The sequence below is a fragment of the Zobellia laminariae genome, from assembly GCF_030553095.1.
Taxonomy (GTDB): Bacteria; Bacteroidota; Bacteroidia; order Flavobacteriales; family Flavobacteriaceae; genus Zobellia; species Zobellia laminariae.
This window is the reverse complement of the sequence record NZ_CP130738.1, coordinates 3,152,503-3,178,110: the sequence shown is the minus strand read 5'-3', so window position 1 is coordinate 3,178,110 and position 25,608 is coordinate 3,152,503. Positions and strand designations below refer to the sequence as shown.

Here is a 25,608-nt window from a genome sequence, read left to right as displayed (position 1 = left end):
AACTAAAAAATAAAGCGAAGTATAGTTAACAGGTAATGAACATTACCCTGTTAATAAGTTACGATTTTATGTTGATAACAAAAAAAATCTGAGGAAAGTCTTCCTCAGATTTTGGTCAGCTTGTTAAAAGCGTCCGTTAACCGTTAAAAACACCCATTTGGGCGTATTTATCCATTCTTATTTTAACTAATTCCTTTGGGGATAACTTTTCTAAAGCTTCAAATTGAGTAGTAATTTTATTTTTTACCACCTCAAAGGTCTTTTCCCGATTTGCATGCGCTCCACCTGCTGGTTCACGCACGATTTCATCGATTAGTTTTAATTTTTTCATATCCGTAGCAGTCAGTTTTAATGCTTCTGCAGCTACTTCTTTGTATTCCCAGCTTCTCCAAAGAATTGAAGAACAAGATTCTGGTGATATTACGGAATACCATGTATTCTCTAACATCAATACCTTATCACCTACCTATACCTAAGGCTCCACCAGAAGCTCCTTCTCCTATAATTACAACAATTATTGGCACTTTAAGGCGAGTCATTTCTAAAATATTACGAGCAATTGCCTCTCCTTGGCCTCTTTCTTCTGCCTCAATACCAGCAGCACCACCAGGAGTGTCAATGAAACATACTACAGGAATATTAAACTTCTCCGCAGATTTCATTAAGCGCAATGCTTTCCGATAACCTTCAGGGTTGGCCATACCAAAATTACGGTATTGCCTTGTTTTTGTATTGTACCCTTTTTGTTGTCCGATGAACATATAACTCTGGTCACCAATTTTACCAAGACCACCAATCATGGCTTTGTCATCCTTCACATTTCTATCTCCGTGAAGTTCTAGAAAGGTATCGCCACATATAGCATTGATATAATCTAAAGTATATGGTCTATTAGGATGTCTAGATAACTGTACCCGTTGCCAAGCAGTAAGATTTTTGTAGATGTCTTTTCTGGTATCGGCTAATTTCTTTTCAATCTGTTTACAGGTCTCCGATACATCTACATCGCTTTCTTCTCCAATAATCATGCATTTATCCAGCTGGTCTTCAAGCTCTTTTATCGGGAGTTCAAAATCGAGATATTCCATTAGTGTAATAGGTTTAGTTTGATGGGCAAATATAGAACTTTAAGCTTATCTCTTGAAGGGTTTTTTAAACCTTCTCTTATTTTTCATTAATCCGTTGGCAAGAACCGTCATTAGGATGATGCCGCCACCCACGTAAAATAAAGGATTCATTTTCTCTGAATCACCCAAAATAAAATACGCTAAAATTATGCCGTAAACAGGCTCTAGATTAATGGTGAGCATTACTGTATAAGGACTTATATACTTTAATATTTTTACCGATGCAATAAAAGCATAAGCCGTACAGATGGATGCTAATATAAAAAGATAAAATATATCATCTGATGACAATTGAAAAAACTCTGCGTTAAAGCTCCCCTGAAAAGCTAGAAAAATTGTTAATAGGACTACACCGCTCAATAACTCGTAGAACGAGATTACGGATGGCCTTTCTTTCTGAATGAGTTTACCATTTATTAATGAGAAAAGTGCCGAAAGAAATGCTGAAATAAGGGCTAAAACAATACCATACAGGTACTGCGTGTCCACTTTAAAAATCAAATAAAGCCCTAACATAACTATAATTCCAAACAGAATTTCATACCAAATCATTTTCCGTTTGTACCAAAAGGGTTCTATAATTGCCGTAAAAAATGCCCCAGTAGACATGGTGGCCAAGGCAATGGACACATTAGAAACTTTGATCGCCAAAAAAAAGGTGACCCAATGGAGTGCAATTACAATACCCGCACCTATTAGGGCCAGTAACATTTTACGAGAAACTTTTAGAGAGTATCTCTTAGCAAATAAATAGAAGAATATGAGTACAGCTGCAATAAGCATACGATACCAGACCAGAGGCATTGCGTCTAAGGTTATTAATTTACCTAAAACCGCCGTGAAGCCCCAAATGAAAACTATTAAATGTAAGTGTAGGTAGTTTTTTAACTGTGCCCCCATAAAAGCCTTTTTAGACGCCTTAGCGTTATCGTTTTGCTTTCTGTAATAAAACTACAGCAAGTATACCAAAAATCGTATTAGGAATAAGCACTGCCATGAGAGGTGAAAAACCAGATTGCTCCGCAAGTGTACCAAAAACCTTATCAAAGAAAACAAAGACAAAGGCCACTATAATTCCAAAAGCAAGGTTAATCCCCATTCCTCCACGTCTTTTTACAGACGAAACGGCTACTGCTATTATAGTCAAAATAAAAGCTGTTATAGGTAATGCCCAACGCTTGTATTTTACCAACACATAGGCATTTATATTAGAGGCTCCTTTTAATCTTTGGTCTTTAATAAAGCGGTTAAGCTCAAAGATATTTTTGGTTTCCGCAGCATAAGACACCGGAGTAAGATCTCCTATTTGAAAAGAAAAAACCGTATCCAGACGACGCTTGGTTTCTACCATGGCCGTATCATTTATTAATTGTCGCTTTTTATAGGTAGTTAGGCGGTACATACTATCCTTCTCCACATACCTAATATTGGCTGCCGAAATCTTAAAATCAAGTTCATTTTTATCATTGAACCTTTCAAAAGTAAAATTGTAACCAATTTGTCGTGCAGGGTCAAAACTACTCACGTAGATGAAATCATTCGCATTTAATTGCGTAAAAATATTGTTGGTTACCCGGTCTTGTTTTCCTTTTTTAAGATACTTATACTTAAACTCATTAAAGCCCTTACTAGCATTGGGAACAATAAACATACCCATGAAAAACATAAGAGTGGCAATGATAGATGCCCCAATAATATAAGGCCTTAAAAACCTAGAATAAGAAACACCTGAACTTAAAATAGCAACAATCTCTGTATTACTGGCCAGTTTAGAAGTAAAGAAAATAACGGATAGAAAGAGAAAAATAGGAAACAGTAGACTACCTATGTAAATAGTAAAGTTTCCAAAATAGATAAGAATTTCATCCAATGGGGCCTCATTAGCCTGCATTTTCCCAATCTGTTCGGCCAAATGTGCCATGATACCTATGGGGATAAATAGCAATATCATCACTGAAAAAGTGATTAGATATCTCTTTAATATGTATTTATCCAGTATCGTTAACACTACAATCGTTTATCCATTTGCTTCACCATACGGTCTTTCCACTCTGTGAAATCTCCCGCTAAAATATGCTTTCGAGCTTCACGAGTCAACCAAAGATAAAATCCTAGGTTATGAATCGTAGCAATCTGCTTTCCCAAATATTCTTTAGCAATAAACAAATGACGCAAGTACGCCTTTGAATATTCAAGGTCTACAAACGTAATACCCATTTCGTCTACGGGAGAAAAATCATCTTCCCACTTTTTATTTTTTATGTTGATGGTACCATGAGCGGTAAATAACATTCCATTTCTGGCGTTTCGCGTAGGCATCACACAATCAAACATATCAATTCCCAAGGCTATGTTCTCTAGAATGTTAATTGGAGTACCTACTCCCATTAAGTATCTTGGCTTGTCTTCCGGTAAAATTTCGCAAACCACTTCGGTCATTGCGTACATTTCATCCGCAGGTTCACCAACAGATAGACCCCCAATGGCGTTACCTTCAGCTCCTACTCCTGCAATATATTCCGCTGAACGTTTTCTTAGGTCAGTATAGGTAGAACCTTGTACAATGGGAAAAAACGTTTGTGAATAATCATATTCAAAAGGAGTCTTTTCCATAAGTGCGTAATACAACGTTCCAACCATCTATGGGTCATATGCATAGACCGCTCCGCATAACGATAATCGCAAGGATAAGGTGTACATTCGTCAAAAGCCATAATGATATCAGCACCAATAACACGCTGAATTTCCATTACATTTTCAGGCGTAAAAAGGTGCATAGAACCGTCTATGTGCGATTTAAATTTTACCCCCTCTTCTTTTATTTTACGGTTTCCAGAAAGAGAGTATACTTGGTACCCTCCACTATCTGTTAGAATATTTCTATCCCATCCCATAAATTTGTGAAGGCCACCTGCCTTCTTTATAATTTCTGTTTTAGGCCTAAGAAAAAGGTGATAGGTATTCCCCAAAATAATATCGGGGTTTATATCCTCTTTTAATTCGCGCTGATGCACACTTTTTACGGAACCAACGGTTCCAACAGGCATGAATATAGGGGTTTCTATAGCTCCATGATCGGTAACCATAGTTCCTGCACGGGCTTTACTTTTAGGGTCTGTGTGGTGTAAGTTAAATTTCAAAATATTATTTATGGGCGCAAAGATAAACAACTGCATAGCATAAAAGCCTTAACGAAAAAATAAAGTTTATCGCTCGTTTTTGGATCAACTTGCCAAAATACTCTTTGGTAGTGAGTACCAGTAACTTTGCCATTATTTTGAATAAATAAACCACTAATGCTCAAAACATTGCAATCTGTTGCTTTTATCACTCTTTTTTATTTGTGGGCAAAAATAAACAAGGTGCGATTTGTATTCCCAAAAGATTGCGATTACATTTGAAAACTACTAAAAACGAACATTTACAAATGGCAAAATTAGACGAACTACAAGATATCGTAGTACAGACCCGAAGGGACATTCTACGTATGGTACATAAAGTAAATTCAGGTCACCCAGGAGGTTCTTTGGGTTGTACTGAATTTTTGGTCGCGCTTTATAATGAAGCAATGGACCTTAAAGAAGGTTTTGATATGGATGGTAAGGACGAAGACCTTTTCTTTCTTTCAAACGGTCACATATCACCTGTTTTTTACAGTGTTTTGGCAAGAAAAGGCTATTTCCCTGTAGAAGAATTAAACACATTCCGTTTATTGAATTCTCGTCTACAAGGACACCCAACTACACATGAAGGGCTACCTGGTATTCGTGTAGCTTCTGGTTCATTGGGCCAAGGTATGTCTGTTGCAATAGGTGCTGCATTAGGAAAAAAATTGAACGGTGATGACAAATTAGTATACAGTCTTCACGGCGATGGCGAACTTCAAGAAGGCCAAAACTGGGAAGCTATTATGTATGCTGCCGGTAATAAGGTAGACAACCTAATTTCTACTATTGACAGAAACGGGCAACAAATTGATGGTCCTACAGAAGAAATACTTCCGTTAGGAAACCTAAAAGAAAAATTCGAAGTTTTTGGATGGGATGTTTTAGAAGTTGCAGAAGGAAATAATCTTGAAGCAATAGTGAACGCACTTAAAGAAGCCAAAAGCAGAACAGGTAAAGGAAAACCTGTATGTATCATTTTAGATACAATGATGGGTAACGGTGTAGATTTTATGATGCATACACACGCATGGCACGGTAAAGCGCCTAGTGATGAGCAACTGGAGAATGCTTTAGGACAAAATCCTGAAACTTTAGGTGATTATTAAAATTCCGCAACTATCTCAAAATTTTAGATTTCCGCTTGACGGAAACGACAAAAACGAAACAAAATGACAAAATATATAGATCAAGGAAAAAATGATACTCGAAGTGGCTACGGAGAAGCCATGACAGAGTTGGGAAGAACCAATCCTAATGTCGTAGCCCTCTGTGCTGATTTAATTGGATCATTAAAAATCCAACCTTTTATTGATGAGAACCCAGAGAGATTCTTTCAAATAGGTATTGCCGAGGCCAACATGATGGGTATTGCTGCCGGTCTTACTATTGGAGGTAAAATTCCTTTTGCTAGTACATTTGCCAACTTTGCCACAGGTAGAGTTTACGACCAGATTCGCCAATCTATTGCGTACTCTGGTAAAAACGTTAAAATATGTGCATCTCACGCAGGTGTAACCCTTGGTGAAGATGGTGCTACACACCAGATTTTAGAAGACATAGGTATGATGAAAATGCTTCCGGGCATGACTGTTATAAACCCTTGTGATTTTAACCAGACGAAAGCTGCTACATTAGCAATAGCAGAACATGAAGGCCCTGTTTACTTACGTTTTGGGAGACCAAAAGTAGCTAACTTTACACCTGTTGATCAAAAATTTGAAATTGGCAAAGCCCTTATGCTTAGTGAAGGTACAGATGTTACCATAATTGCTACAGGACATTTGGTTTGGGAAGCTTTAATAGCTGCCGAAAGATTAGAGGAACAAGGTATCTCTGCAGAGGTAATCAACTTTCACACCATCAAACCTTTTGATGAGGAAGCTTTATTAAAATCTGTTAAAAAAACAGGTTGTGTTGTATCTGCGGAAGAGCATAATTTCTTAGGAGGTCTTGGCGAGAGTGTTGCTAGAACCCTTACTGTTCATAATCCTGTACCACAAGAGTTTGTTGCAACGCAAGATACTTTTGGTGAAAGCGGAACTCCAGAGCAACTTATGGAGAAATACGGACTAAACAATAAAGCTATTGAGAAGGCCGTTTTAAAGGTATTGAAAAGGAAATAACAATGGTATCGTTTTTGATACTGTTGTGGTATTAAAAAACGAGAACATATGAGAAAAACACTCCTTACAGCAGTTTTTGCTTTAGTAAGCATTGCTGCATTTTCGCAGAAAGATTTGGTTAAAATTGGTGTTAAGGCCGGTCTTAACTACAGCGCTAACGGTGACTATTTTGAATCCATAGGCGATGCCGCTAAAGACCCTGACCGAAAAATGGGCTACCACGTAGGCCTTTTCGGAAAGATTGGCTTAAACCGTATTTACTTTAGACCTGAATTGGTGTATACCAAAACTAAGTCTGATTATAGCGGTGATGATTTTGACATTAGCAAGCTGGATATGCCTTTGCTTGTTGGCATAAAGATTATAGGTCCATTGCATGTATTTGCGGGACCATCTTTTCAATATATTCTTGATACCGAGTTTGACGGTATCTCCATAGATGACATTGAGAATGATTTTAGTGTAGGAGCCAATATAGGTGCAGGTGTAGATTTAGGGAAGTTAGGAATTGATATTAGGTACGAAAGAGGCTTTAACAGCAACAACGGCTACCTTTATCAACACAAACATTACCAACTTGGGACCTAGCCGTGTAGATGCTCGCCCAGATCAGTTAATCGTTAGTTTGTCTTTGACTTTATAAGAAATATATATTAAAAAGAAAGCCCGAAACATATGTTTCGGGCTTTCTTTTTATTTATGGGTAGGAAATAATTCTACTTCTTAGTTTGTATCGGGATCTTGGTAGTCCGGTATATTATCCCCATCAGAATCAGGAAATGTAACATTACCTTCTCCATCAATTTCTATTTCATCAATAGTTAAAACCCCATCATTATCGTCATCATTATCTAGATGATCGACTAATCCATCCCCATCAGTATCATCGTTGTTCAAGTTTCCGTCATTGTTCAAATCCTCTAAGATTGATGGAATACCGTCATTGTCATAATCTGTGTTCTTAACAAAAACTCCCAATTCCAACGCAAAAACCAAAGGTGAATAAGCAGAAATACCCGTCCTTGCAGTATTAAAATAACCCAAACCAGATGGAAAAATAACCAGTCCTACACCCGGGTCATTTATAGTATAGGTACCATTTTCCTCTACTACAATATCTCCACCGGATTTTAAATGAGTTAACCCTTCTCCGTAACCCCTTATTGTATTTGGAAGATACTGCCAAATATAACTATCACTCCTGTCAAACTCACTACCGTCCAACAACATTCCTTTATACTTTACAAAAGTTGAATCGGAAGCAGTTGGTGATTCTCCAGCACCCTCACTCGCTATCAAATAATAATAAGTGTGAGACACATCTTTCTCTCCATCATCGGTATTAGTAGAAACCTTTACTGATTTTGACTCCACCTGATCCTTTAAAGGTACAAGCTCTGTATTCCCATCAGGTATTTCCTTTATTTCAATTTTAAAATCAAAATCCTCAGCGGGGTTTTCAAACTCGGCATAATTGTAATAATGCGTTTTAAGATATTCTTGAATCTCCGTTTCATCTTCCACCAACACCTCGCTTAAAGGGCGAGGTGGCTCAACGGTAACACCCCCATCATCATTATTACAAGACCCTAATACAACTACTAACGCCGATAAGGCAACTATTCGATTCAATTTCATCAATTCATTTTTACAGCCGGCAAGATACAATTTTCCCTTATTTTTGTAGAGAGCCTTAACAAAGATTTTTAATAGTTATGCGAATTGATAAGTACTTGTGGAGTACCCGTTATTTTAAGACCCGAAACATTGCTTCTACGGCCTGCAAAAAAGGTCAGGTAAGAATTAATGAACAAGTGGCCAAACCATCACGAGAAGTGTACCCTATGGATAAAATTATAGTAAGGAAGGAGCAGATCAACCTTCAACTTACTGTTTTGGACATCCCAAAAAGCAGGGTGGGTGCCAAATTAGTTGATATTTACCGTACGGATACCACTCCAAAGGAAGCTTTTGAACATAATGAGCTTCTAAAACAAGCTAAAGAACATTACCGAAAGCAAGGAACCGGAAGACCCACTAAGAAGGACCGTCGTGATATTGAAGACTATTTAGATGATCCAGATTCAACTCCAGATGATTTAAAGAGTATAGAATAAAAAAGAGCAAATTTATACTTGGTTGGCTATCTTTGAAATGAAAATACCCCTTTATGGAAAATAAAATACTTACGCACCAGCAAATTCAACATAAAATAGAACGCATTGCCTACCAGATATACGAGGCTAATGTTGAAGAAAAGGAAATTATCATAGCTGGCATTGATGGCGGGGGACTAAATTTTGCTAAAAAATTACAACGTGTTCTTAAGAAAGTAACCGATGCCGAGATTACACTTTGCAAAGTTTTAATGGACAAAACAAATCCTTTAAAAAGCGGCGTACAGACCTCTATTCCAGAATCAGAATACATAAATAAATCTATTGTTTTAGTTGATGATGTTCTTAACTCTGGCACTACGCTAATCTATGGCGTTCACCATTTCTTAAAAACACCGCTCAAACAACTTAAGACTGCGGTTCTAGTAAATAGGAATCACAAAAAGTATCCTGTAAAAGCAGATTATAAAGGTATTTCCCTATCCACTTCATTACAAGAGCATGTTCACGTACAGTTTCAAGCTAAAAATGATATGGTCTATTTAGACTAGTGACTCTTCCATTTCAGCTACAATTTCTTGCGGGTCTTTGGCATCACAACTAATGACCTTTTTTGCTTGATTGTAATAATAGCTTCGTTCAAAAAGATGTTTCCCTATAAACTCGGGTAACTCTTCTTCGGCTATGTTCATTACCAAGGGGCGTTCATCCTTCTCTTTTAAAAGACGTTTAGTTAATTCAGGTATGGAAACTTTTAGATAGAAAGCATTTTCCGTATTCTCTAGAATTGCTTGTATGTTATTCCCGTAACATGGCGTACCGCCACCAGTAGATAATACAAAATCGTCTTTTTGTGCAAGTACCTCGTTAAGATATTCATATTCCTTCTTTCTAAAATAAAGCTCGCCTTTATTTTTAAAGATATCAGAAACAGACATGCTTTCTGCCTCCTCTATATAATTATCGAGATCTATAAATTCTAGGTCTTTTTTATGGGCCAACAATCTACCAATTGTGCTCTTACCACTCCCCATATAACCCAACAATACTATTTTCACAATTTTATTTTGATGTAAAAGTGGCTTATTTTCAGGTGTTTTCAAAAAAAAATAAATTTATATTAAAAAGGGCTTGGAAAATAAAGTAATCGACTTATATTTGCACCCGCATTGAGGGAAACATTCCTGATTTGTTATTGACCTGGTAGCTCAGTTGGTAGAGCATCTCCCTTTTAAGGAGAGGGTCCTGGGTTCGAGCCCCAGTAAGGTCACCAAATAAATAATAGCCTCTTCAACAAAAAAAGAGGCTTTTTTATTTATTTACGTGAGCTGATTTTTATTTAAATTGAACGCGTATTAGTTTTTGACATTATGACCTGGTAGCTCAGTTGGTAGAGCATCTCCCTTTTAAGGAGAGGGTCCTGGTTCGAGCCCCAGCCAGGTCACCACATCGGACATAACCCGAGACAAAAAACCTCGTAAATCTATGATTTACGAGGTTTTTTATTTTTTATTTCAAATCGTAAGTCAAGAATTGAAGCCCGCCGTCAAATGATTCTTTTTCAATCAGCTTTACGGCTAATGAAGTTTTAGAGTTTCCAAACAAACGGATCCCTTCGCCAAGCACTATCGGATTTAATTTAAGTTTCAATTGGTCGATTAAGCCGTTATCCAGAAGCCATCCTGCAAATTGTCCCCCACCGCAGAGGTAAACATCCGTTTCCGAAATGGCTACTATTTCTCTTATTCGCGCAATTGATACCCGCTCAATATGCACCTGATCTGAAAGTGCCTCAATTTGCAGTGTTTTTGAAAAGATATGATGTTCCATATGAGCATATGCTGGTTGCCCAGGTTCAAGCCCGAATCGATAGCCAAACTCATAAGTTTTGCGCCCCATAATGGTCGTTTTGAAGTTAAGCAAATCTGATTGGTATTTTTCTACTGCTTCTGCATGCGGAATGAATTTACTGACATCGCCATTTATTCCTGAGATAAATCCATCTAAAGAACTTGCTACATAATAAATTATCTTATTCATGATTTCTGCATTAGTATTTTAATGTCGTTGATCAATCGTTCTATTTCTTTATCGATAGTCCCATCATAGACACCACGTATTTGTTTTTTAGTATCTACTAAAATAAAATTTGCTGTGTGGATAAAATCTTGAAGTCCACCATCCCCCTCATTCACCACAGCAAAATAACTTTTACGTGCAAGGTTGTAAATATGTTTTTTCTCTCCCGTGGTAATATTCCATTTACCATCAATTGCTCCATGTTTTTGCGCATATTCTTTTAAAATGGGAATGCTATCCAATTCGGGAGTAACGGATAAAGACAAAAACATTACTATAGAATTATCGATAAAAGTGTTTTGCAGTTTTTCTATATTATTTGACATAACGGGGCAGATACTAGGGCAACGTGTAAAGAAGAAATCGGCCACATAGACTTTGTTCTCATAATTTGCTTGGGTAATAGTTTCTCCATTTTGATTGAGCAGTTCAAAATCCGCAACAGTATGAGCTTTTGCTTGATTCTGTAAACTAGCATCAACCAATTCTGGATTAAAATCAGATGGATTCAAAATCGGTAATTCCGACCTCTTATTTACCAAAAAAATAAGTACAGAAAATGCAACCACCAATATTCCTATGCCTATTTTTATCTTCATAACCTTTGTATTAAGAGTGTGCAATAAATTCTTTGGCCTCTTCAACTTCACGTCTTACGCTATTTGAATTCTTAGTTAATTCGATAAGTTGTTTAAAATAGTGAGTTGCTTTTTCCAAATTACCCGAATTTTTGGCTGCTTTGGCTGCACCGTAAATTCCATTAAATCTTTTAGCCGTCTTACTTAGATTTTCTTCGTATGCTATAAGTGCTTCATCTGGTTTGTTCATTTCCAATAGCATATCACCCAATAATTCCATGGCCGGCAAAACATCCCCCGGAGTTAGCGGGTGCAAGCTCGTTTTTCGCTCTATAGCAACTGCTTCTTGCATAAAAGCCAATCCATTCTCCACATCTTTACGTGTAAAAAACAACCAAGCTTGTGCCGTTTTCAGTTGAATTTCAACTTGGTTCACTTGTATGAATTGCGAAGGGTCGTTTTCTGCAATCATTAGCTGATGCAATTTTGTAAGTGTTTTTATCTCTTCTTCTGCTAAAGCGTAATCTTTGGTGTGTGACGCACCCAGCGCCTTAGCAAAATGATGTATTGCTTTTTGCCATGGAAATTTCCCCCAATCTAGACCTGTTTCTTGTAATTGCAAATTTGCTGCTCTTTTCCAATTCTTGTTTTCTAATGCCAATCTGGAAGGTATAGCGGCAATCGGATACATGACAGCTGTAACATTTAATGGATAGATTGCTGTAGCCGTCTTAATTGCGTTATACTGTTGTTCAGCCCTCGTATTATCACCTTGTTGTAGATAGGCATAGACTAGATAATCAATGGCATGTAACTCTTCGAAGAACCCGTCATTAATATTCAATGCTTGTTTATAACATCGTGCACTTTCAGCAGATTGAATGTTCGATTCTATTGACTCTTCCCAAATGCCGAGCCTAGTGAAAATATGGGAAGGCATGTGCTGAGCGTGTGAAGATGAAGGGGCGATTTTTGCATACCTACGCGCAGTTTCCAGTCCTTTGTGCGCTAGAACGGGGTTGTCATAATTGTGGATGATGTAGTGAGCAATACCCGGGTGATTCGGATTTTCTTCAAAGAGAGATTCGAGAATTTTTCCTGCTTTTTGTTCGTTTTTATATTCCTTTCCAGTTCTATCTCGAGTAGAATATAAGGCCAAGGTGTAAAAAATAGCAGCTTCGACATCCTCTGGATATTTAAGGTGTATTTTTTCCATTTCCATTTCAAAACGTTTGGCTCTAGTCGAGTGGTCTACATTCTGCCAATCGGTATAGAATACATCTATGGCGTTGATGTAATCGCGTTGCTTTTCATCCATAGATAACTCTTTAGCAACAGCCAATACCTGCCTACCTTTTTTTAAGTCCTTTTCGGAAGGTGGAAACCAAGCCGCATGATAAATACTCATGGCAACGCCCCAATAGGCCATTGGGCAATTTGGGTCGGCATCTATAACTTTTACAAATGCCTTTTCCGCATCGGTATATTGAAAGGAATGTAGTAATGCAACAGCCAAATCAAAATCGGCTCTTGTTTCATAATTGCAGGATAACGAGAATTTCAATTCCCCAAATTGTCCACTACCGCAGAGTAATAAATCTCCTCTTAAAAAGTCGATGGTGGCTAAAGCAGGATTGGGTTTCATAGCATTGTCTTTACATGAGATAAGGTGTAAAAACATACCTAAAAGGAATAATACAATTTTTGGTTTCATAGTTCCGCGATTTAATTTTGGAAATACGTTAGTTAGGGGAACTATTCATAATATAAGTATTTTATCTAAAAGTTGTAAAAAAGACGTATAGATGGCATTCAATAATTTGTAAACGGCTTTATATCTGATATTTTTTGACTGCTTTTGCGCGATGAATAAATTTACGAATGTCTTTTTTTTGTTTTTATATTTTTTAATTGCACCCAGTATCTTCTTTAGCCTGAGCATCGGCATTGGGAAAACATTGTCCTGTTGGTAATGACTCAGGTACATAACGTTCAAGATTATCGTCATATAAAGCATTTTCGACAAATACAGTTAGTTGGTTAATTTCTATGTCTGTTAAACCTAATGGTTTAAATTGACTTGAAATATTGCTTAGAACCACCTCATTGTTTTCGATTATAGCATTGTTTTTGTAAATTATTATCTCTTTTACACTTGTAAAGCTTCCGCCATGGCCTAAGAAATGAACATCTTTTAAGTTATATAGTGTAGGAGTTTTAAAAGCGTAATCATCTTCAGGATTTTTTGTAAATCCGCCGCGACCTTTTTTTGTTGCCTCGTCAATGCTGCCGTGAACTTCACTACTGCCTAAATCATTCATTCCGAGGGCGTGAAACTCCATTCCGCTTAAAGCTGGTCCTGAATGACACATATAACATTTTCCTTTTCCAAAGAAAAGTATTGCTCCTTGCTTTTCTGTTTCAGTTAATGCCCCGTCTTCACCTTGGAGCCACTTTTGAAAAGGAGCTTCGGAGGCTACAACAGTTCGTTCATATGCAGCAATAGCAAGAGCACCATACAATTTGGTGTACCTTTCTTCAATAGGAATATTAGGATATGCTTCATCAAAGAGCGCTTTGTACGTCTCATTATTCACAATCATTTTTGGATTAATTATCAAACGGTGAACATCTAGACCGGCAATAGCCTGTGTTTCTAGACCTTCAAACCCTAATGTATTGGTTTCTTTTGGGGTGCCCACCGTCCATTGAGCTACCGTGCCTTGATTGGTTTTAGTTCCTCCAAATTGACCATTCCAAAGCATAACATCCTGATAAGCAGAATTTAAAATTGTTGGAGATCGAATGGGTTGTACATCTATGGTCGTGTCTTTGTAAGTTGTAGCCATTACCCGTGCTTCTCCAAAAAGACCAAAACCAAAACCGCCTTCACCGATACCTTGCTTTATACCACTCTGAAAACCAGCTTTTGCTTGATGACAACTAGCACAAGAGTAGGTTTTCATTCCTTCTGTTTGTTTCGGGTTTAGGGCTATGCCTGTTTCATGGAACAAGAGTTTTCCTAAATCTATTTTAGCTTGAGTAATAGGGTTTTTGGGGTCTTGAGGGATAGATTGTATTGTATTCTCTTTATTTAACTGTAATGCAGTTAGTGAACTTACATCATTTATCAAATCCGTTAATTCATCGTTTTCAGCATCAAAATTTACATATTGTTCATTATCTTTTTCACATGAAAATATAAGCAGAAGTATAGAAAAAAGTGATAGTGCAGAAATTCTGGAATTTTTAATTTCAGGTATTAGGCCGTTGGTTTCCGAGGTAAAGCTATCCAAAAAACTCGCTATATAACAGATGAATTTAGTCATGATATCTTAGTTAAAAGTGGAAGTAAATCACTTCCCTCTTATTTAGAGGTTTTTTATAGAGGGTTCGATTATTATTTATCCCGATTTTTAGAGAAAGTTCAGAATAACTTAGCACACCTCTCTTAAAGCATCTTTAGAAGTGGTTAGAACTACCGTTTTTATTGGTTTTGGAGTTCTTTAAGAAAATAATTAGACTACCCCATGGCGACACTATTAGTGTAGCCTAATTACTTCTTGTTGTAAATAGTTCGCAAAGAAAGCGTTACACAATTCAATTGTTATTCAACAATATATTTGGCAACTTGTACATTCGCGCAATACCCAACTTCATTAGAGTCTGGATGAGTACCTGGTCCAGAATCAAAACCAGAAGTACAGCCGCCATCCATAGTTTGTATCTGGTCTAGTATCATTCCTATTGAACTGGGCCATGGGTACGTAATGCTAAGTGAATCTCACCCGTCATAGGGTTATCAAAATCAGCATCGACACTTTTAAAAGCGGCAAAAATTTCTGTTCCAGTTTCTCCTGCGATATGACCTGCCGCAAATGTAGAAATTGGCGGACCTGGAGTTTCGCCGAAGACTACAAACCATAAGGTATAGGCATTATTCGGGATTAAATCCGTGGTTTTGAAATATGCAGTAACGCCGTCAATATCGCGATCAAGCGTAGAAAATGATCCTGGTACTTTTGTTTCTGAATAGTTGGTTATAACTGCTTCATTTGAGCCATCTGGGGCATCAGCACCATCCATACCGTCAGATCCGTCCATTCCATCGGCACCATCAATTCCAGCGATACCTTGAGGACCTTCAGGACCAATTGGGCCAATATCTCCTTCTTCCGTACAAGAAGTAAATAATAAAGTTAAAATTAGAATTCCGTAGCTAAAAAATTTCATTGTAGTTTTCATAATATATGTTTTTATAATTATTATGATACAATGATATTGCACTTATCAAAAAATGACATTTACCATTTTTTCAAAGCCAAGGAGTAATAATGAATTAGAAATAAAAAGCTTGTACTATTATTGCAAAAACATGCAATGTCTAATTATAATATATTGTAAACCAGTTATTTAAAAATACTGCTTGGTGCAAAGCCATATTCCTCTTTAAAAGCTCTGCTAAACCATGATGGATCATTAAATCCTACGGCATAGGCAACTTCTGAAACCGTTTTATCGGTGGTTTGTAGCTGCTCTCTCGCTGATTCTAAGCGAATAGTGCGAATAAAAACAGCAGTTGACTTTCCTGAAATTGCTTTTAATTTACGATATACCTGCGATTCACTTAAGCCTAATTTTGTACTGAGTTCAGAGACGCCAAAGGTAGAGTTATCTAAATCTTCATGTATAAGTTGGATGACTTTGGTAATGAATTTGGTTTCTGCATTTATAGGTTGTTTTGCCATTATTTTAGATACTTGGCCTAACTGGAACTTGTTAATTAATTTCTTCCGTAAAAAAAGTAGCTGCTCCAATCGCGCAAATAACTCTTCTTTTACAAAAGGCTTGGTTAAATATGCATCCGCTCCGTGAGTTAGTCCTATAACACGATCTTTTGTAGTTACTTTGGCCGTTAATAAAACAATAGGAATATGATCGGTACGCTGGTCCTCTTTTAACATGCTACACACCTCATAACCATCTTTACCCGGCATCATTACATCAGAGATAATAATATCCGGAATGTGTTCAAATGCCATTTCTAAACCTTCAATACCATTTATGGCATGCATCGTCTTATATTGGTCCTTTAAACATTGTTTTAAGTAATAGGCAACGTCTTTATTATCTTCTATAATTAGTACCAGAGGTAAATCCTCATCCTTGGAACCTGCTTTTTGATTGATTTCTGAATCAACCCCCTCCGTTACTGACTGATGACTCAGCTTTAAGGACTCTATAGTAGTTTTTGGAGCATTTTGTGTTATAGGTAATTCCACTTTAAAAACACTGCCTTCGTTCGGTGTGCTTATAACTGAAATTTGCCCCCCTAGCAGTTGTACCAATTCTTTGGTCAAAGAAAGGCCAATACCGGATCCTTCTCCCTTTCTTGTGTGAGCTGTATCTGCTTGATAAAAACGATCAAAAACATGTTGCAACTCTTCTTCTGCTATGCCTATGCCTGTATCGGTAACTTTTATGACCAAATTCATATCAGAATCATTCTGGATATGAAGAATGATTTTTCCCAAAGGAGGAGTAAACTTTATCGCATTCGAAAGCAGGTTGGAGATTATGGTAGCCAATTTCTGAGAATCTATATCCATCACTAATTCGTCAATTTCTGAATATACTGTAAAATGGATATCATCTTCTTGGGCGAATGAATGAAAACTCTCGCCTAAATATTTGATGAAGGGTATTACATTGATTTGCACCAGACTCATTTCCATACGACCACTCTCAAGTTTAGAGAGATCTAGCATTTCATTTACCAACGACAAAAGATTGCTGCCATTTCTATGAATCATTTTCACTGCATTTTTAATGGGTGGATTCATTTTGGTCTGTAATTCACTTTCCAATGCATCTGTCATGCCAAGAATAACCGTAAGCGGTGTTCTAAATTCATGAGTAATATTGGAGTAGAAGCGACTTTTAAAATTATCTAATTCTCGCAATCGAAATACTTCAGACTTTTCTTTTTCCTTTTCGATTTTCATCCTCACGGATTCCTTCTGCATCATATTATATTTATCAGCCATGGCAAAAGAGAAAACGATAGATTCTACTGCACCAAAGGCAAAGTAACTAGATGGAGATCTGAAATAATTAAAGAATTCTGATTTAGGAAGAAAGTTAAGCAAATCGAACCCAGCGTAGTGTGTAGCTGTAACAACGACTCCTATTAGAATAAAAAATTGACCAACAATAAGAAACCTGGCTTTGGCATACCCATGAAAATAATATATGAAGGCTAATATTACACAACATAATGTGGCAGTATTCCATATCATAACACGGGTTATACCGGTAAAGTGATATATGCCAGTTACATTGGCCAAAAATTGAAGAATGATTAGGACCATAAAAATCTTTAAACCCTTATCCCAAATCGGATGCCTGTTCTTTGTCAAAAGAAAATTTCTAACGAAATTGATATATGATATTATAATTATCGGTTCTGAAACCTTCTTTAAATAAAATGGAAATGATGGATAGTTAGGAGTGAAAAATTGTGTCAACTTTGATGGTTCAGCAGCAAATAATGTAGCAAAGCTGATAGCAAGAAAAAGGATATATAATGAATACCAAAAATAGGTCCTGTCGCGTAGAGAAATAAATAAAAATAGGTTGTACAAAGCAAAACCAAACATGATACCAAAGGAAATACCATCTAAGTAGTTGGTAAATGTTTTACTTTCCAACGCAGCTATTGTTGACTTGATAACAAGGTTTATATTGTCCTCCCTACGGAACTGACCACCTGACTCAAAATTGACGAGTACAACATATTCCGTTTGTGGAAGGATAAGAAACTTGTGATTATTAGGGTTACTCAATATACCAAAAGGAATGACTGTTACGTGCCCGGTCGAATCACGAAAATAAAGCGTTACATAATCCCAGTAATAGGATTCAAAACTCAGCCATTGTTCGCTTTCATTTGTATTAGCCAATTTAAACTTGGCCCAATAGTTATGTAACACGGGTTTTGCATCTGCAGAATTAGGTGCAAACAAATCATCTGAATTAGCAAATAATGATTCTGCTGACCATTGATGTTGTTCATCACTCATGACTTCCAATTCATCAATCAATGTCATACTCCAACTAGAACTTTCAGGGATTTCTACCCGTGTTTGAGCCTGAATATTAGATTGCATAAAGAATACAAGTAAAAATACAAGGAACCTATAAAGTAAGGCAAGTGAATCTGTACCGCAGTTTTCATAACAGCTACGATTTAGGACAATGTTCTGTACGTTCTTTGTAAAATTATTATCCATAGGATGCAATTCAACACGTTCATTCAAGACAAACTATTCTACTAATTAAGCTAACCTATTGGTTCATTTGTCTGTAAAAAGTAATACCGCATAGCAAAAACGAAACCCAAAGGAGATTCTTGAAACAAGGGAGATTTTTCATGAATAATATGGTTGTCTTGAATCCGCTGAAATTGATAGGGGGCATCAATGGCTCTGATACTGGAAATTATCAGAATGGTTCCTATGCAAGATAATAAATTTAGTAAAGCGTTATTTTACTTTTTAAAAAGTTGATAAAGAATCAATTAGATCCATTCATCTTTAGCACTTTAAATGTATGAACAATTAGAAAAGCCTCCCTCTCTGCTATTATAGATTGAGAGCATTCTCATGCTATCATTTGAGCGTATTATAGAAGATTTCCCTCCCCATCAATTCTTAGTCTCTTTTCAAGTGCGCCTTTGCCAATCGTCACTTTATACAAACTTTCCGCACCCCTTTCTGTGGAATAGGTAGTCTTGTATGTATTACCCAACACATACCATCCTGGATGCGTTTTATAAATTGTATTGCGAACAGGCATAGGAAAGATAACATCCTTAAAGCGGCCCATAGCATATAGAATTTTGCCTTTGGCATCAAATGTGGCATTTATCAAACCCTTTGTCTTTCTAAAATAGACTATATAATGTTTGTCTTTAATTTTATATAAAGTTGATTCAGACAGATTAAAGTTTGCCACAGAATGCTGTAATTCTAAAACTCGTGGTGACACTATTCCTACCTGTACCTTGTTTAAGTAATTTATGTTTTTAGGAGCAGATATTGTGCTCTCTATTGTAATTTCTAGATTTTGCTTCTTGCTTGTACCTTGAGAATATCCAATAGTAACAATACCTAAAATCATCGCGCTAATTAAAATTGTTTTCATAATATTTTATTTAAAGATTAATTATAACACAATGATATAGCACTTATGAAAAAATGATATTCACTATTATTTCAATGACTTGGAGTATATAAGTATCGTAAAGAAAAAACGTGTACTATTATTGCAATAACATGCAATTTTTATATTTATATTCCTAATAATCAACTACTTAAGAGTTGACAAATTAAGTAGCGTACTCTGAAGCTTTGCTAAGACCTTATTGTTACTCTTTTGGATTCGCCCAAACAATAAACATCACACGTCTCAGATTTACGTTCCTAGGAAGGAATATGAATCTACTTGAGGATAACCACAAAAAAACCAACCCAATTCTAATTTATAGAATAGGGTTGGTTTTTAATAAAGTAAAATATAAGCCTTAGATAACTATGCTTTGAAGCTTATGCTTCACAACTAGCACAATCTTTTTTCTGCTTGAATTTTTGGGCCGCATTCATACTATGTTGGTAGTAGAGCGATTTTAACCCAAGTTTCCATGCCGTAACATGAATCTTATTGATTTCTTTTACTGGCATATCTGGATGCACTATTATGTTTACCGATTGGCCTTGGTCAATATGATTTTGACGGTTTGCCGCTTGATAGATAATATCCATCTGGTCTATTTCAGAATACGTTTTGAACACATCTTTTTCTAGTTCCGTCAAGAACTCTAGGTGCTGTACAGAACCATCGCGTTCACGAATACTATGCCATACCTCTGTTGTATTCTTTCCTTTTTCTTCCAATAAATCCAATAAAAATGGATTTTTGATAGTCGTCTTTACTTTGGCAATATCCTTTACATAAATATTTGACCAAATTGGCTCAATACCTTGTGATACCTGTCCTAAAATAAAAGCTGAGGATGTTGTTGGCGCTACTGCATTCAAAGTTGCATTACGTCTACCATATCCTTTAAGAACGGCTGGCTCACCAAACTTAGCTGCCAACTCTTCTGACGCTTTGTATGATTTCTCCTTTATTCCCTTAAATATTTCACTATTTAAGTTAAACGCTTCTTGACTGTTAAAAGGTAATCTTTTTGATTGTAATAATGAATGCCATCCTAAAACACCAAGACCTAGGGCACGGTTATCTTTAGCAAAATTATAAGCGCGCTCCATAAAAAGGAAAGTCTGCCTGTCCTCACGGGAATCAGAGTCGCGATATCTTTCTAGTTTTTCAATAAATTCAGTAATAACTGCATCTAAGAAATATACCATTGTTTCAACTGCATCGGTATCTTTCCACTTATCATAATGCAACACGTTTACTGAAGACAATACACATACAAACGACCAATCATCATTTGATGGTAACATTATCTCTGTACAAAGGTTACTTGCATATATAGGTAAATCTTTCTCTTTGTATACGTCTGATGCACCATTGTTGGCATTGTCCGTAAAGAATATGTATGGATACCCCATCTCTCCCCTACGTTGCAATACTTTAGCCCAAATAGAACGTTTATCCGTATCACCTTCAATCATTGCCTTCATCCAATCGTCGGTAACCGTTACCCCATGGGTAAGCTCCTGAATAGGATTTCCTTCCGTACCAATTTCCAAGAATTCCATAATGTCTGGATGCTCAATAGGCAAGTATGGTGAAAAACGACCACGACGAACTGAACCTTGACTTACAACATCTACCATAGATTCAAAAAGCTGCATAATATGCACAGCTCCTGAAGCTTGACCGTTGTTTTTAACCTCAGCACCACGATGTCTTATTTTTCCAAAATAACCAGAAGTACCTCCACCCATTTTAGACATCATACCAACTTCTGATTGGGTATATAAAATATTACCCATATCATCGCCTATATGCGAACCAAAACAACTAATTGGCAATCCTCTTTCTTTTCCAAAGTTTGACCATACCGGTGATGCCAAAGAGAAAAACCCTTCTGACATATATCCGAAAAATTTATCGGAGAAACCTTAAGATGTCTAACAACTGTTCTGCTCTATCCGCTATTTCGCGAATACGTTGCTCAGCAGTTACGCCTTTGGTTAAATATCCAGAGTTTAAAAAGTTAAGACTGTGGTCGGTAAGCCACTCAAAACCGCCTATCGGTTCATTCTTAGTGTTTTTAAGAGCTTCTCTTCTTGCGTTCACAAGTTGGTCTTGCTCTGAAATTGTTTCTTTAATTTGTGAGGTGGTAGTGTTTAATTCGTTCATTTAGAAAAGGTCGTCACTTGTTATACTTTGGGTTCTTTTACTATAATTGATAGAGCGCTTCACAAAGAAATCGCCATGTTTGGTTCCTATAATTTCATCATCAAACCATTCTGTTTCCGTCAATAGTTTTTCATCGACATCAAATATTTTGTCAATTCCAATACTACTTAAAGAATTATTGAATCGGTTTTTAATAAATTCGTTTATCACTGCTTTTGGCAAGAAGTCCAGTTCACCTTGCTCAAAAATCCAATCTACTATTTCACTTTCGGCAATAAATGCTTCGTGACACATATTCTGTATCATAGTATGATATTCTTCATCAAACCAATCTGGATTTTCATCTTTAATGATTTTAATAACATCAATACCAAAGTCACCATGAATCTGTTCTTCCTTAGAGGTAGCTTCAACCACGTTAGAAATACCTTTAAACATATTCTTGTGCTTGTTGAAAGCCATTATGATCAAAAACTGTGAAAAAAGAGAAACATGTTCAATAAATAAAGAGAACAACAAAATTGATTCTGCATACTCCTTATTATCTACACTTTTTGCGTTCTTAAGTGCTGTTTCTAGATACTGCACACGCTTCATCATGACCGGCTTCTTCTTTAAATTTTTAAACTCTGCATTGAGTCCTAAAATTTCAAGTAAATGAGAATATGCATCTGCATGACGTACTTCACTTTCCGCAAAAGTAGCTCCAACCGAACCAATTTCCGGTTTAGGCATTTTATGGTAGATATCTCCCCAGAAACTTTTTACAGCAACTTCTATTTGGGAAATAGCCAACATGGTATTTTTGATAGCACTTCTTTCCGATTCTTCAAGACCGGTTTTAAAATCCTGAATATCACTTGTGAAATTAAATTCCGTATGTATCCAATATGAATGACGAATAGCTGGCACGTATTCATATAACTGCGGATATTCGTACGGCTTTAAGTTGATGCGCTTCTCAAAGATATTTGACTTTCTTTTTTGAGCCTGCTCGTTACGATACAAGATGTATCCTTTGGCAACGTCAAAAAACCCACCTTCCATGAGTCTGTTTTCAACAAAATCTTGCACTTCTTCTACCGTAGGCACATAATTATTATCTAGTGCACTTCGTTCCAGGAGTGAAGCGTGAACGTTATTTGCTATACGTTCTGCATCGTTAGGACCACCATGAGACGCCGCCGTCATGGCTTTCATAATAGCCTCAGTTATTTTGTATAACTGAAACGGTTTCTTGGAAAAATCCCTTTTTATAAGGTGTGTTATCTGCATAGGAAATGAATCTTAAAATTCTTCTTCAGAAGAAGTATAAAGGTCTTGTTTTATTCCTCGTATTTCTCTTAAATCAAAGTAATGTTTTCAGACTTTTATTAACAACCATCAAAAAAAAGGGTAAACTAATTGTCTTCTAGAGAGTTGCCTCAGAAAAGAAAAATAGATACAATTTAAAGCGCTAGATAGATTAAATACTATATCTAGTTCCCGATTATAAGAACTCCTAAATTGAGCTTTTTTTGAGTTATTATTTAATTTCATTTGGTTAGTAACTCTTATTTAAAAATTATACAAAAAAGTTTGCAAGTGATTGTTTCTGCATTTTATCACTACCTCTTATACTCATTTTAAAAAATGACCAAAATTATTCCTTTTCTCCTACTTTTTTCATTTAGTAATTATGCATGTGTTCTTCGTTTAGGTGATTGCTTTTCTGAGCCAAGAAAAGCTGAAAAAATATAAGAATAGGTAGTTTCCAGTTGAATTGATTCAATGGTTCAAAACTCATCAACCGGGTAAATTCTCCTCGACTTAAAATAGCCTTATTACATCTCACAACACTCGTTAACAACTGATAATCAGTATTTTAAATAGTATATTTATATCTGTTCCGTTTATAGGCATGCTCTTTGTTTTAATAGCATTAACCTAAAAAGCTTGTGATAATTTTCTGAAAATCAGATAGATAACAGTTACCAATCCTAATTAGTTACTCCTACAAGTACTACTATTTACTAACTGTTAACTGTAGAAAGAACACAAGAGTTAAAAACACGACATATGAACGCAATAGAACCATTTTATCCGCATGAATCCGATAGCCGCATCATGATGGAAAAAGATAAAGTAGAAGTCACTAATTGGACGGATGATCTTGAATATATAAATGAGGAATTAGATTATCTGATAGATATTGAAGAACGGATGCTACACAACACGCAACTGTATCAACAGCTAAAAGAAATAAAGAAAGAGAACAAATCGCAAATAGGAACATTACAAAACCATGGCAGCAACATGCGCCATATAGTAGAATGTGACACTGTGCAATGTGATGCCTTCTATCTGCATAAGCATGAAAAAAATAGGTTGGTTTATCTGAGCACATAAGAAGATATAGGACTTTAAAAAGAATGGTGTTATTGCAAATTCTGTTAAATGTAAGAAGCTAAATTTTGAACTCTAAACCAATATTTACTGTTTAAGGAATTAAGGGGAAAATAAAGAACGGAAAAGAAGTTTGACTGCCGGCCCATAAAATCAATTTGAATATAAAGAACATTAAAAAAAAACAATCATGGGGAAAAAGATTCTATTGCCAACAGATTTTTCAAAGTATTCATTGAACGCTATTCAATACGCGATTAAACTCTATAAAAACAAAGACTGTGATTTTTTTTTATTAAATACGTATGCAAAAGATACACATGGGCTGGACAGCCTTACGCTTTTAGATCCCGACGAAGCCTTTAACAAACTATCCGAAAAACGTTCAAAACAAGGTCTTGGAGAAATTCTCACCCGTTTAACCTTTGAAAACGATAACCCCAGACATCATTTTCATGTTCTTTCCCGCTCCACTCTCTTCATAGACGCCGTAAAAGATATAATTGAGGACATGAAGATTGACATCCTGATAATGGGTGCTAAGGGAACGACCAACAAAAGAATGGCAAACTACGGTAAGATGGCCATATCCGTTATAGAAAATATTAGAAAATGTCCTGTTCTCATAGTTCCGAAAAATGCAATTTTTAATTCCAATAAAGAAATTGTATTAGCTACCGACTTTAAAAACGACTTCAATTTTTTTGATATTAAACACTTGGCAGAAATAGCAAAACTGAGTAACTCTAGCATTCAGGTGCTAAGCTTAGAAGATTCAGATGCGCTGGATGCTGAGCAGAAAAGAAATAAAACATTACTGACTACATATTTCAAAAATATTGATCACAACTTCACTATCATACATAATGTAGAAATGAATACCGCTTTAAATTGCTTCGTTGAAATTAGGCGTAGTAATATGATAAGTTACATTAATAAGAAACGTACATTTTGGGAAAGGATGGGCTTTGGAAAACCTACTTTGGACCGCTTAGGATATTTTGAAGATGTTCCCGTTCTTGCTATAAACGACAAATAAAAAACCTTTTTCATATACTTTAATTGTAAAAGATAAAGAAGAACATACTGTTATAGCAGTTTACCACTAAAACGGGGCAATTATTCTATGCATAACCTTCCTTTGTTCTTTTTATAACTTAATTATGCGGTGGCACTAATGTACTATGGTCGTAAATAGAATTCATCTCCAATAGGAAATAGATAACTATACATTTATACATCATTTAATTGTTTTGCAACTCAAGAATTGTCTGTTCTAAAACCTCCAAACGCTTATTTGTTGCCTCCTTCTCTTCTTTTAATAATTTAATTTCTTCTGTTTGTTCTTGAATAGCTTTTACCATTGGCGCTATTAAATCGTTATATCTAACGCTTAGCATGCCTTCTGCATCTTCAGATATAATTCCGTTGTTTTCTGCGCCATTATTTTTTAATGCTTTTTTTAATTCTTGAGCAATAAAACCCTGCAAGGCCAAAGAGCCATTGAACAATCCATCATTTTCTAGGGAAAAATGAAATCCCATTTGAGCATCCGTAAAAATTTCCAAATCGCCAAAATTAATAATGGTCTGTGCATTTATACTTTGCATCACGAGAAAATTTAAAACATAAATTAG

At 36.1% G+C, this 25,608-nt stretch carries 20 protein-coding genes, 2 tRNA genes and 4 pseudogenes; 9 read left to right on the top strand and 17 right to left on the bottom strand.

The features are described 5' to 3' along the window. Positions 1–136: 136 nt before the first annotated feature. From Q5W13_RS15205 to tgt, 4 genes and pseudogenes are all read right to left on the bottom strand, one after another. Positions 137–1,088: pseudogene (locus Q5W13_RS15205) on the bottom strand (acetyl-CoA carboxylase carboxyltransferase subunit alpha). A gap of 45 nt (positions 1,089–1,133) precedes the next feature. After that, positions 1,134–2,027 (bottom strand): DMT family transporter, encoded by an 894-nt coding sequence (locus Q5W13_RS15200; RefSeq protein ID WP_155594260.1) that lies wholly within the window; start codon positions 2,025–2,027, stop codon positions 1,134–1,136. Between the two features lie 25 nt (positions 2,028–2,052). Next, positions 2,053–3,135: an LptF/LptG family permease gene (locus Q5W13_RS15195; protein WP_162524412.1), complete on the bottom strand. Its 1,083-nt coding sequence runs from the start codon at positions 3,133–3,135 to the stop codon at positions 2,053–2,055. After that, positions 3,135–4,267: pseudogene (tgt, locus tag Q5W13_RS15190) on the bottom strand (tRNA guanosine(34) transglycosylase Tgt). Before tgt ends, Q5W13_RS15195 begins: the two are co-directional and overlap by 1 nt. Before the next feature lie 287 nt (positions 4,268–4,554). Here tgt and Q5W13_RS15185 point away from each other — a divergent pair. From Q5W13_RS15185 to Q5W13_RS15175, 3 genes and pseudogenes are all read left to right on the top strand, one after another. Next, positions 4,555–5,400: a transketolase gene (locus tag Q5W13_RS15185; protein WP_304443575.1), complete on the top strand. Its 846-nt coding sequence runs from the start codon at positions 4,555–4,557 to the stop codon at positions 5,398–5,400. Between the two features lie 63 nt (positions 5,401–5,463). Continuing rightward, positions 5,464–6,417: a transketolase family protein gene (locus Q5W13_RS15180; RefSeq protein ID WP_214613305.1), complete on the top strand. Its 954-nt coding sequence runs from the start codon at positions 5,464–5,466 to the stop codon at positions 6,415–6,417. 48 nt (positions 6,418–6,465) lie between these two features. Beyond that, positions 6,466–7,060, top strand: a pseudogene (locus Q5W13_RS15175) (porin family protein). Between the two features lie 80 nt (positions 7,061–7,140). Here Q5W13_RS15175 and Q5W13_RS15170 read toward each other — a convergent pair. After that, positions 7,141–8,055, bottom strand: coding sequence for an FKBP-type peptidyl-prolyl cis-trans isomerase (locus Q5W13_RS15170; protein ID WP_304443574.1), 915 nt, complete (start codon positions 8,053–8,055; stop codon positions 7,141–7,143). A 77-nt stretch (positions 8,056–8,132) separates the two neighbouring features. Between Q5W13_RS15170 and Q5W13_RS15165 the strand changes: the two genes are divergently transcribed. Together Q5W13_RS15165 and Q5W13_RS15160 are read left to right on the top strand one after the other, a co-directional pair. Beyond that, positions 8,133–8,534 carry an RNA-binding S4 domain-containing protein gene (locus Q5W13_RS15165; protein ID WP_304443573.1) on the top strand — a complete coding sequence of 134 codons (402 nt, stop codon included), beginning with the start codon at positions 8,133–8,135 and terminating at the stop codon, positions 8,532–8,534. Positions 8,535–8,587: 53 nt separating this feature from the next. Further along, the gene (locus Q5W13_RS15160; protein ID WP_304443572.1) at positions 8,588–9,085 is read left to right on the top strand and encodes a phosphoribosyltransferase family protein; all 498 of its coding nucleotides are present in this window, start codon (positions 8,588–8,590) and stop codon (positions 9,083–9,085) included. Here the strand turns inward: Q5W13_RS15160 and Q5W13_RS15155 are convergent. Continuing rightward, complete coding sequence (locus tag Q5W13_RS15155; RefSeq protein WP_368662268.1) at positions 9,077–9,637, bottom strand: shikimate kinase; 561 nt, start codon at positions 9,635–9,637, stop codon at positions 9,077–9,079. The genes Q5W13_RS15160 and Q5W13_RS15155 overlap by 9 nt on opposite strands. Positions 9,638–9,731: 94 nt before the next feature. Here Q5W13_RS15155 and Q5W13_RS15150 point away from each other — a divergent pair. Both Q5W13_RS15150 and Q5W13_RS15145 read left to right on the top strand, forming a co-directional pair. Next, positions 9,732–9,807: transfer RNA gene (locus Q5W13_RS15150), tRNA-Lys, on the top strand. A 99-nt stretch (positions 9,808–9,906) separates the two neighbouring features. Next, positions 9,907–9,981, top strand: a tRNA-Lys gene (locus Q5W13_RS15145). A 62-nt stretch (positions 9,982–10,043) separates the two neighbouring features. On the opposite strand, the gene Q5W13_RS15140 is transcribed toward Q5W13_RS15145, so the two are convergent. The 10 genes and pseudogenes from Q5W13_RS15140 to Q5W13_RS15095 all read right to left on the bottom strand — a co-directional run bounded on the left by Q5W13_RS15140 (position 10,044) and on the right by Q5W13_RS15095 (position 22,861). Next, positions 10,044–10,574 (bottom strand): dihydrofolate reductase family protein, encoded by a 531-nt coding sequence (locus tag Q5W13_RS15140; RefSeq protein WP_304443571.1) that lies wholly within the window; start codon positions 10,572–10,574, stop codon positions 10,044–10,046. After that, positions 10,571–11,212, bottom strand: coding sequence for an SCO family protein (locus Q5W13_RS15135; RefSeq protein WP_304443570.1), 642 nt, complete (start codon positions 11,210–11,212; stop codon positions 10,571–10,573). The genes Q5W13_RS15140 and Q5W13_RS15135 overlap by 4 nt, the downstream gene beginning before the upstream one ends. A gap of 10 nt (positions 11,213–11,222) precedes the next feature. Then, positions 11,223–12,905, bottom strand: a complete 1,683-nt coding sequence (locus tag Q5W13_RS15130; protein ID WP_304443569.1) for a tetratricopeptide repeat protein — start codon at positions 12,903–12,905, stop codon at positions 11,223–11,225. A gap of 193 nt (positions 12,906–13,098) precedes the next feature. Continuing rightward, positions 13,099–14,520, bottom strand: a complete 1,422-nt coding sequence (locus tag Q5W13_RS15125; protein WP_304443568.1) for a cytochrome-c peroxidase — start codon at positions 14,518–14,520, stop codon at positions 13,099–13,101. 278 nt (positions 14,521–14,798) lie between these two features. Continuing rightward, on the bottom strand, positions 14,799–14,933 hold the full coding sequence (locus Q5W13_RS15120; RefSeq protein ID WP_304443567.1) for a hypothetical protein: 135 nt from the start codon (positions 14,931–14,933) through the stop codon (positions 14,799–14,801). A 2-nt stretch (positions 14,934–14,935) separates the two neighbouring features. Beyond that, complete coding sequence (locus tag Q5W13_RS15115) at positions 14,936–15,436, bottom strand: hypothetical protein (RefSeq protein WP_304443566.1); 501 nt, start codon at positions 15,434–15,436, stop codon at positions 14,936–14,938. A 164-nt stretch (positions 15,437–15,600) separates the two neighbouring features. Continuing rightward, positions 15,601–18,510: an ATP-binding protein gene (locus Q5W13_RS15110; RefSeq protein ID WP_304443565.1), complete on the bottom strand. Its 2,910-nt coding sequence runs from the start codon at positions 18,508–18,510 to the stop codon at positions 15,601–15,603. Between the two features lie 364 nt (positions 18,511–18,874). After that, the gene (locus Q5W13_RS15105; protein WP_304443564.1) at positions 18,875–19,396 is read right to left on the bottom strand and encodes a hypothetical protein; all 522 of its coding nucleotides are present in this window, start codon (positions 19,394–19,396) and stop codon (positions 18,875–18,877) included. A 401-nt stretch (positions 19,397–19,797) separates the two neighbouring features. Then, positions 19,798–21,586: pseudogene (locus Q5W13_RS15100) on the bottom strand (ribonucleoside-diphosphate reductase subunit alpha). Next, complete coding sequence (locus tag Q5W13_RS15095; protein WP_155594276.1) at positions 21,587–22,861, bottom strand: ribonucleotide-diphosphate reductase subunit beta; 1,275 nt, start codon at positions 22,859–22,861, stop codon at positions 21,587–21,589. 783 nt (positions 22,862–23,644) lie between these two features. On the opposite strand from Q5W13_RS15095, the gene Q5W13_RS15090 reads away from it, so the two are divergent. Both Q5W13_RS15090 and Q5W13_RS15085 read left to right on the top strand, forming a co-directional pair. Further along, complete coding sequence (locus Q5W13_RS15090) at positions 23,645–23,974, top strand: hypothetical protein (protein ID WP_304443563.1); 330 nt, start codon at positions 23,645–23,647, stop codon at positions 23,972–23,974. Positions 23,975–24,161: 187 nt separating this feature from the next. Next, complete coding sequence (locus Q5W13_RS15085) at positions 24,162–25,010, top strand: universal stress protein (protein ID WP_304443562.1); 849 nt, start codon at positions 24,162–24,164, stop codon at positions 25,008–25,010. Positions 25,011–25,215: 205 nt separating this feature from the next. Here the strand turns inward: Q5W13_RS15085 and Q5W13_RS15080 are convergent, their stop codons facing one another. Next, the gene (locus Q5W13_RS15080; RefSeq protein WP_304443561.1) at positions 25,216–25,581 is read right to left on the bottom strand and encodes a hypothetical protein; all 366 of its coding nucleotides are present in this window, start codon (positions 25,579–25,581) and stop codon (positions 25,216–25,218) included. Between the last annotated feature and the right edge of the window lie 27 nt (positions 25,582–25,608).

Excerpts from the sequence above, each read along its gene's own strand:
- Q5W13_RS15200 (WP_155594260.1), bottom strand. The coding sequence starts at position 2,027 with ATGGGGGCACAGTTAAAAAACTACCTACACTTACATTTAATAGTTTTC.
- Q5W13_RS15185 (WP_304443575.1), top strand. The coding sequence starts at position 4,555 with ATGGCAAAATTAGACGAACTACAAGATATCGTAGTACAGACCCGAAGG.
- Q5W13_RS15180 (WP_214613305.1), top strand. The coding sequence starts at position 5,464 with ATGACAAAATATATAGATCAAGGAAAAAATGATACTCGAAGTGGCTAC.
- Q5W13_RS15170 (WP_304443574.1), bottom strand. The coding sequence starts at position 8,055 with ATGAAATTGAATCGAATAGTTGCCTTATCGGCGTTAGTAGTTGTATTA.
- Q5W13_RS15165 (WP_304443573.1), top strand. The coding sequence starts at position 8,133 with ATGCGAATTGATAAGTACTTGTGGAGTACCCGTTATTTTAAGACCCGA.
- Q5W13_RS15160 (WP_304443572.1), top strand. The coding sequence starts at position 8,588 with ATGGAAAATAAAATACTTACGCACCAGCAAATTCAACATAAAATAGAA.
- Q5W13_RS15140 (WP_304443571.1), bottom strand. The coding sequence starts at position 10,574 with ATGAATAAGATAATTTATTATGTAGCAAGTTCTTTAGATGGATTTATC.
- Q5W13_RS15135 (WP_304443570.1), bottom strand. The coding sequence starts at position 11,212 with ATGAAGATAAAAATAGGCATAGGAATATTGGTGGTTGCATTTTCTGTA.
- Q5W13_RS15130 (WP_304443569.1), bottom strand. The coding sequence starts at position 12,905 with ATGAAACCAAAAATTGTATTATTCCTTTTAGGTATGTTTTTACACCTT.
- Q5W13_RS15125 (WP_304443568.1), bottom strand. The coding sequence starts at position 14,520 with ATGACTAAATTCATCTGTTATATAGCGAGTTTTTTGGATAGCTTTACC.
- Q5W13_RS15120 (WP_304443567.1), bottom strand. The coding sequence starts at position 14,933 with ATGATACTAGACCAGATACAAACTATGGATGGCGGCTGTACTTCTGGT.
- Q5W13_RS15115 (WP_304443566.1), bottom strand. The coding sequence starts at position 15,436 with ATGAAAACTACAATGAAATTTTTTAGCTACGGAATTCTAATTTTAACT.
- Q5W13_RS15105 (WP_304443564.1), bottom strand. The coding sequence starts at position 19,396 with ATGAAAACAATTTTAATTAGCGCGATGATTTTAGGTATTGTTACTATT.
- Q5W13_RS15095 (WP_155594276.1), bottom strand. The coding sequence starts at position 22,861 with ATGCAGATAACACACCTTATAAAAAGGGATTTTTCCAAGAAACCGTTT.
- Q5W13_RS15090 (WP_304443563.1), top strand. The coding sequence starts at position 23,645 with ATGAACGCAATAGAACCATTTTATCCGCATGAATCCGATAGCCGCATC.
- Q5W13_RS15085 (WP_304443562.1), top strand. The coding sequence starts at position 24,162 with ATGGGGAAAAAGATTCTATTGCCAACAGATTTTTCAAAGTATTCATTG.
- Q5W13_RS15080 (WP_304443561.1), bottom strand. The coding sequence starts at position 25,581 with ATGCAAAGTATAAATGCACAGACCATTATTAATTTTGGCGATTTGGAA.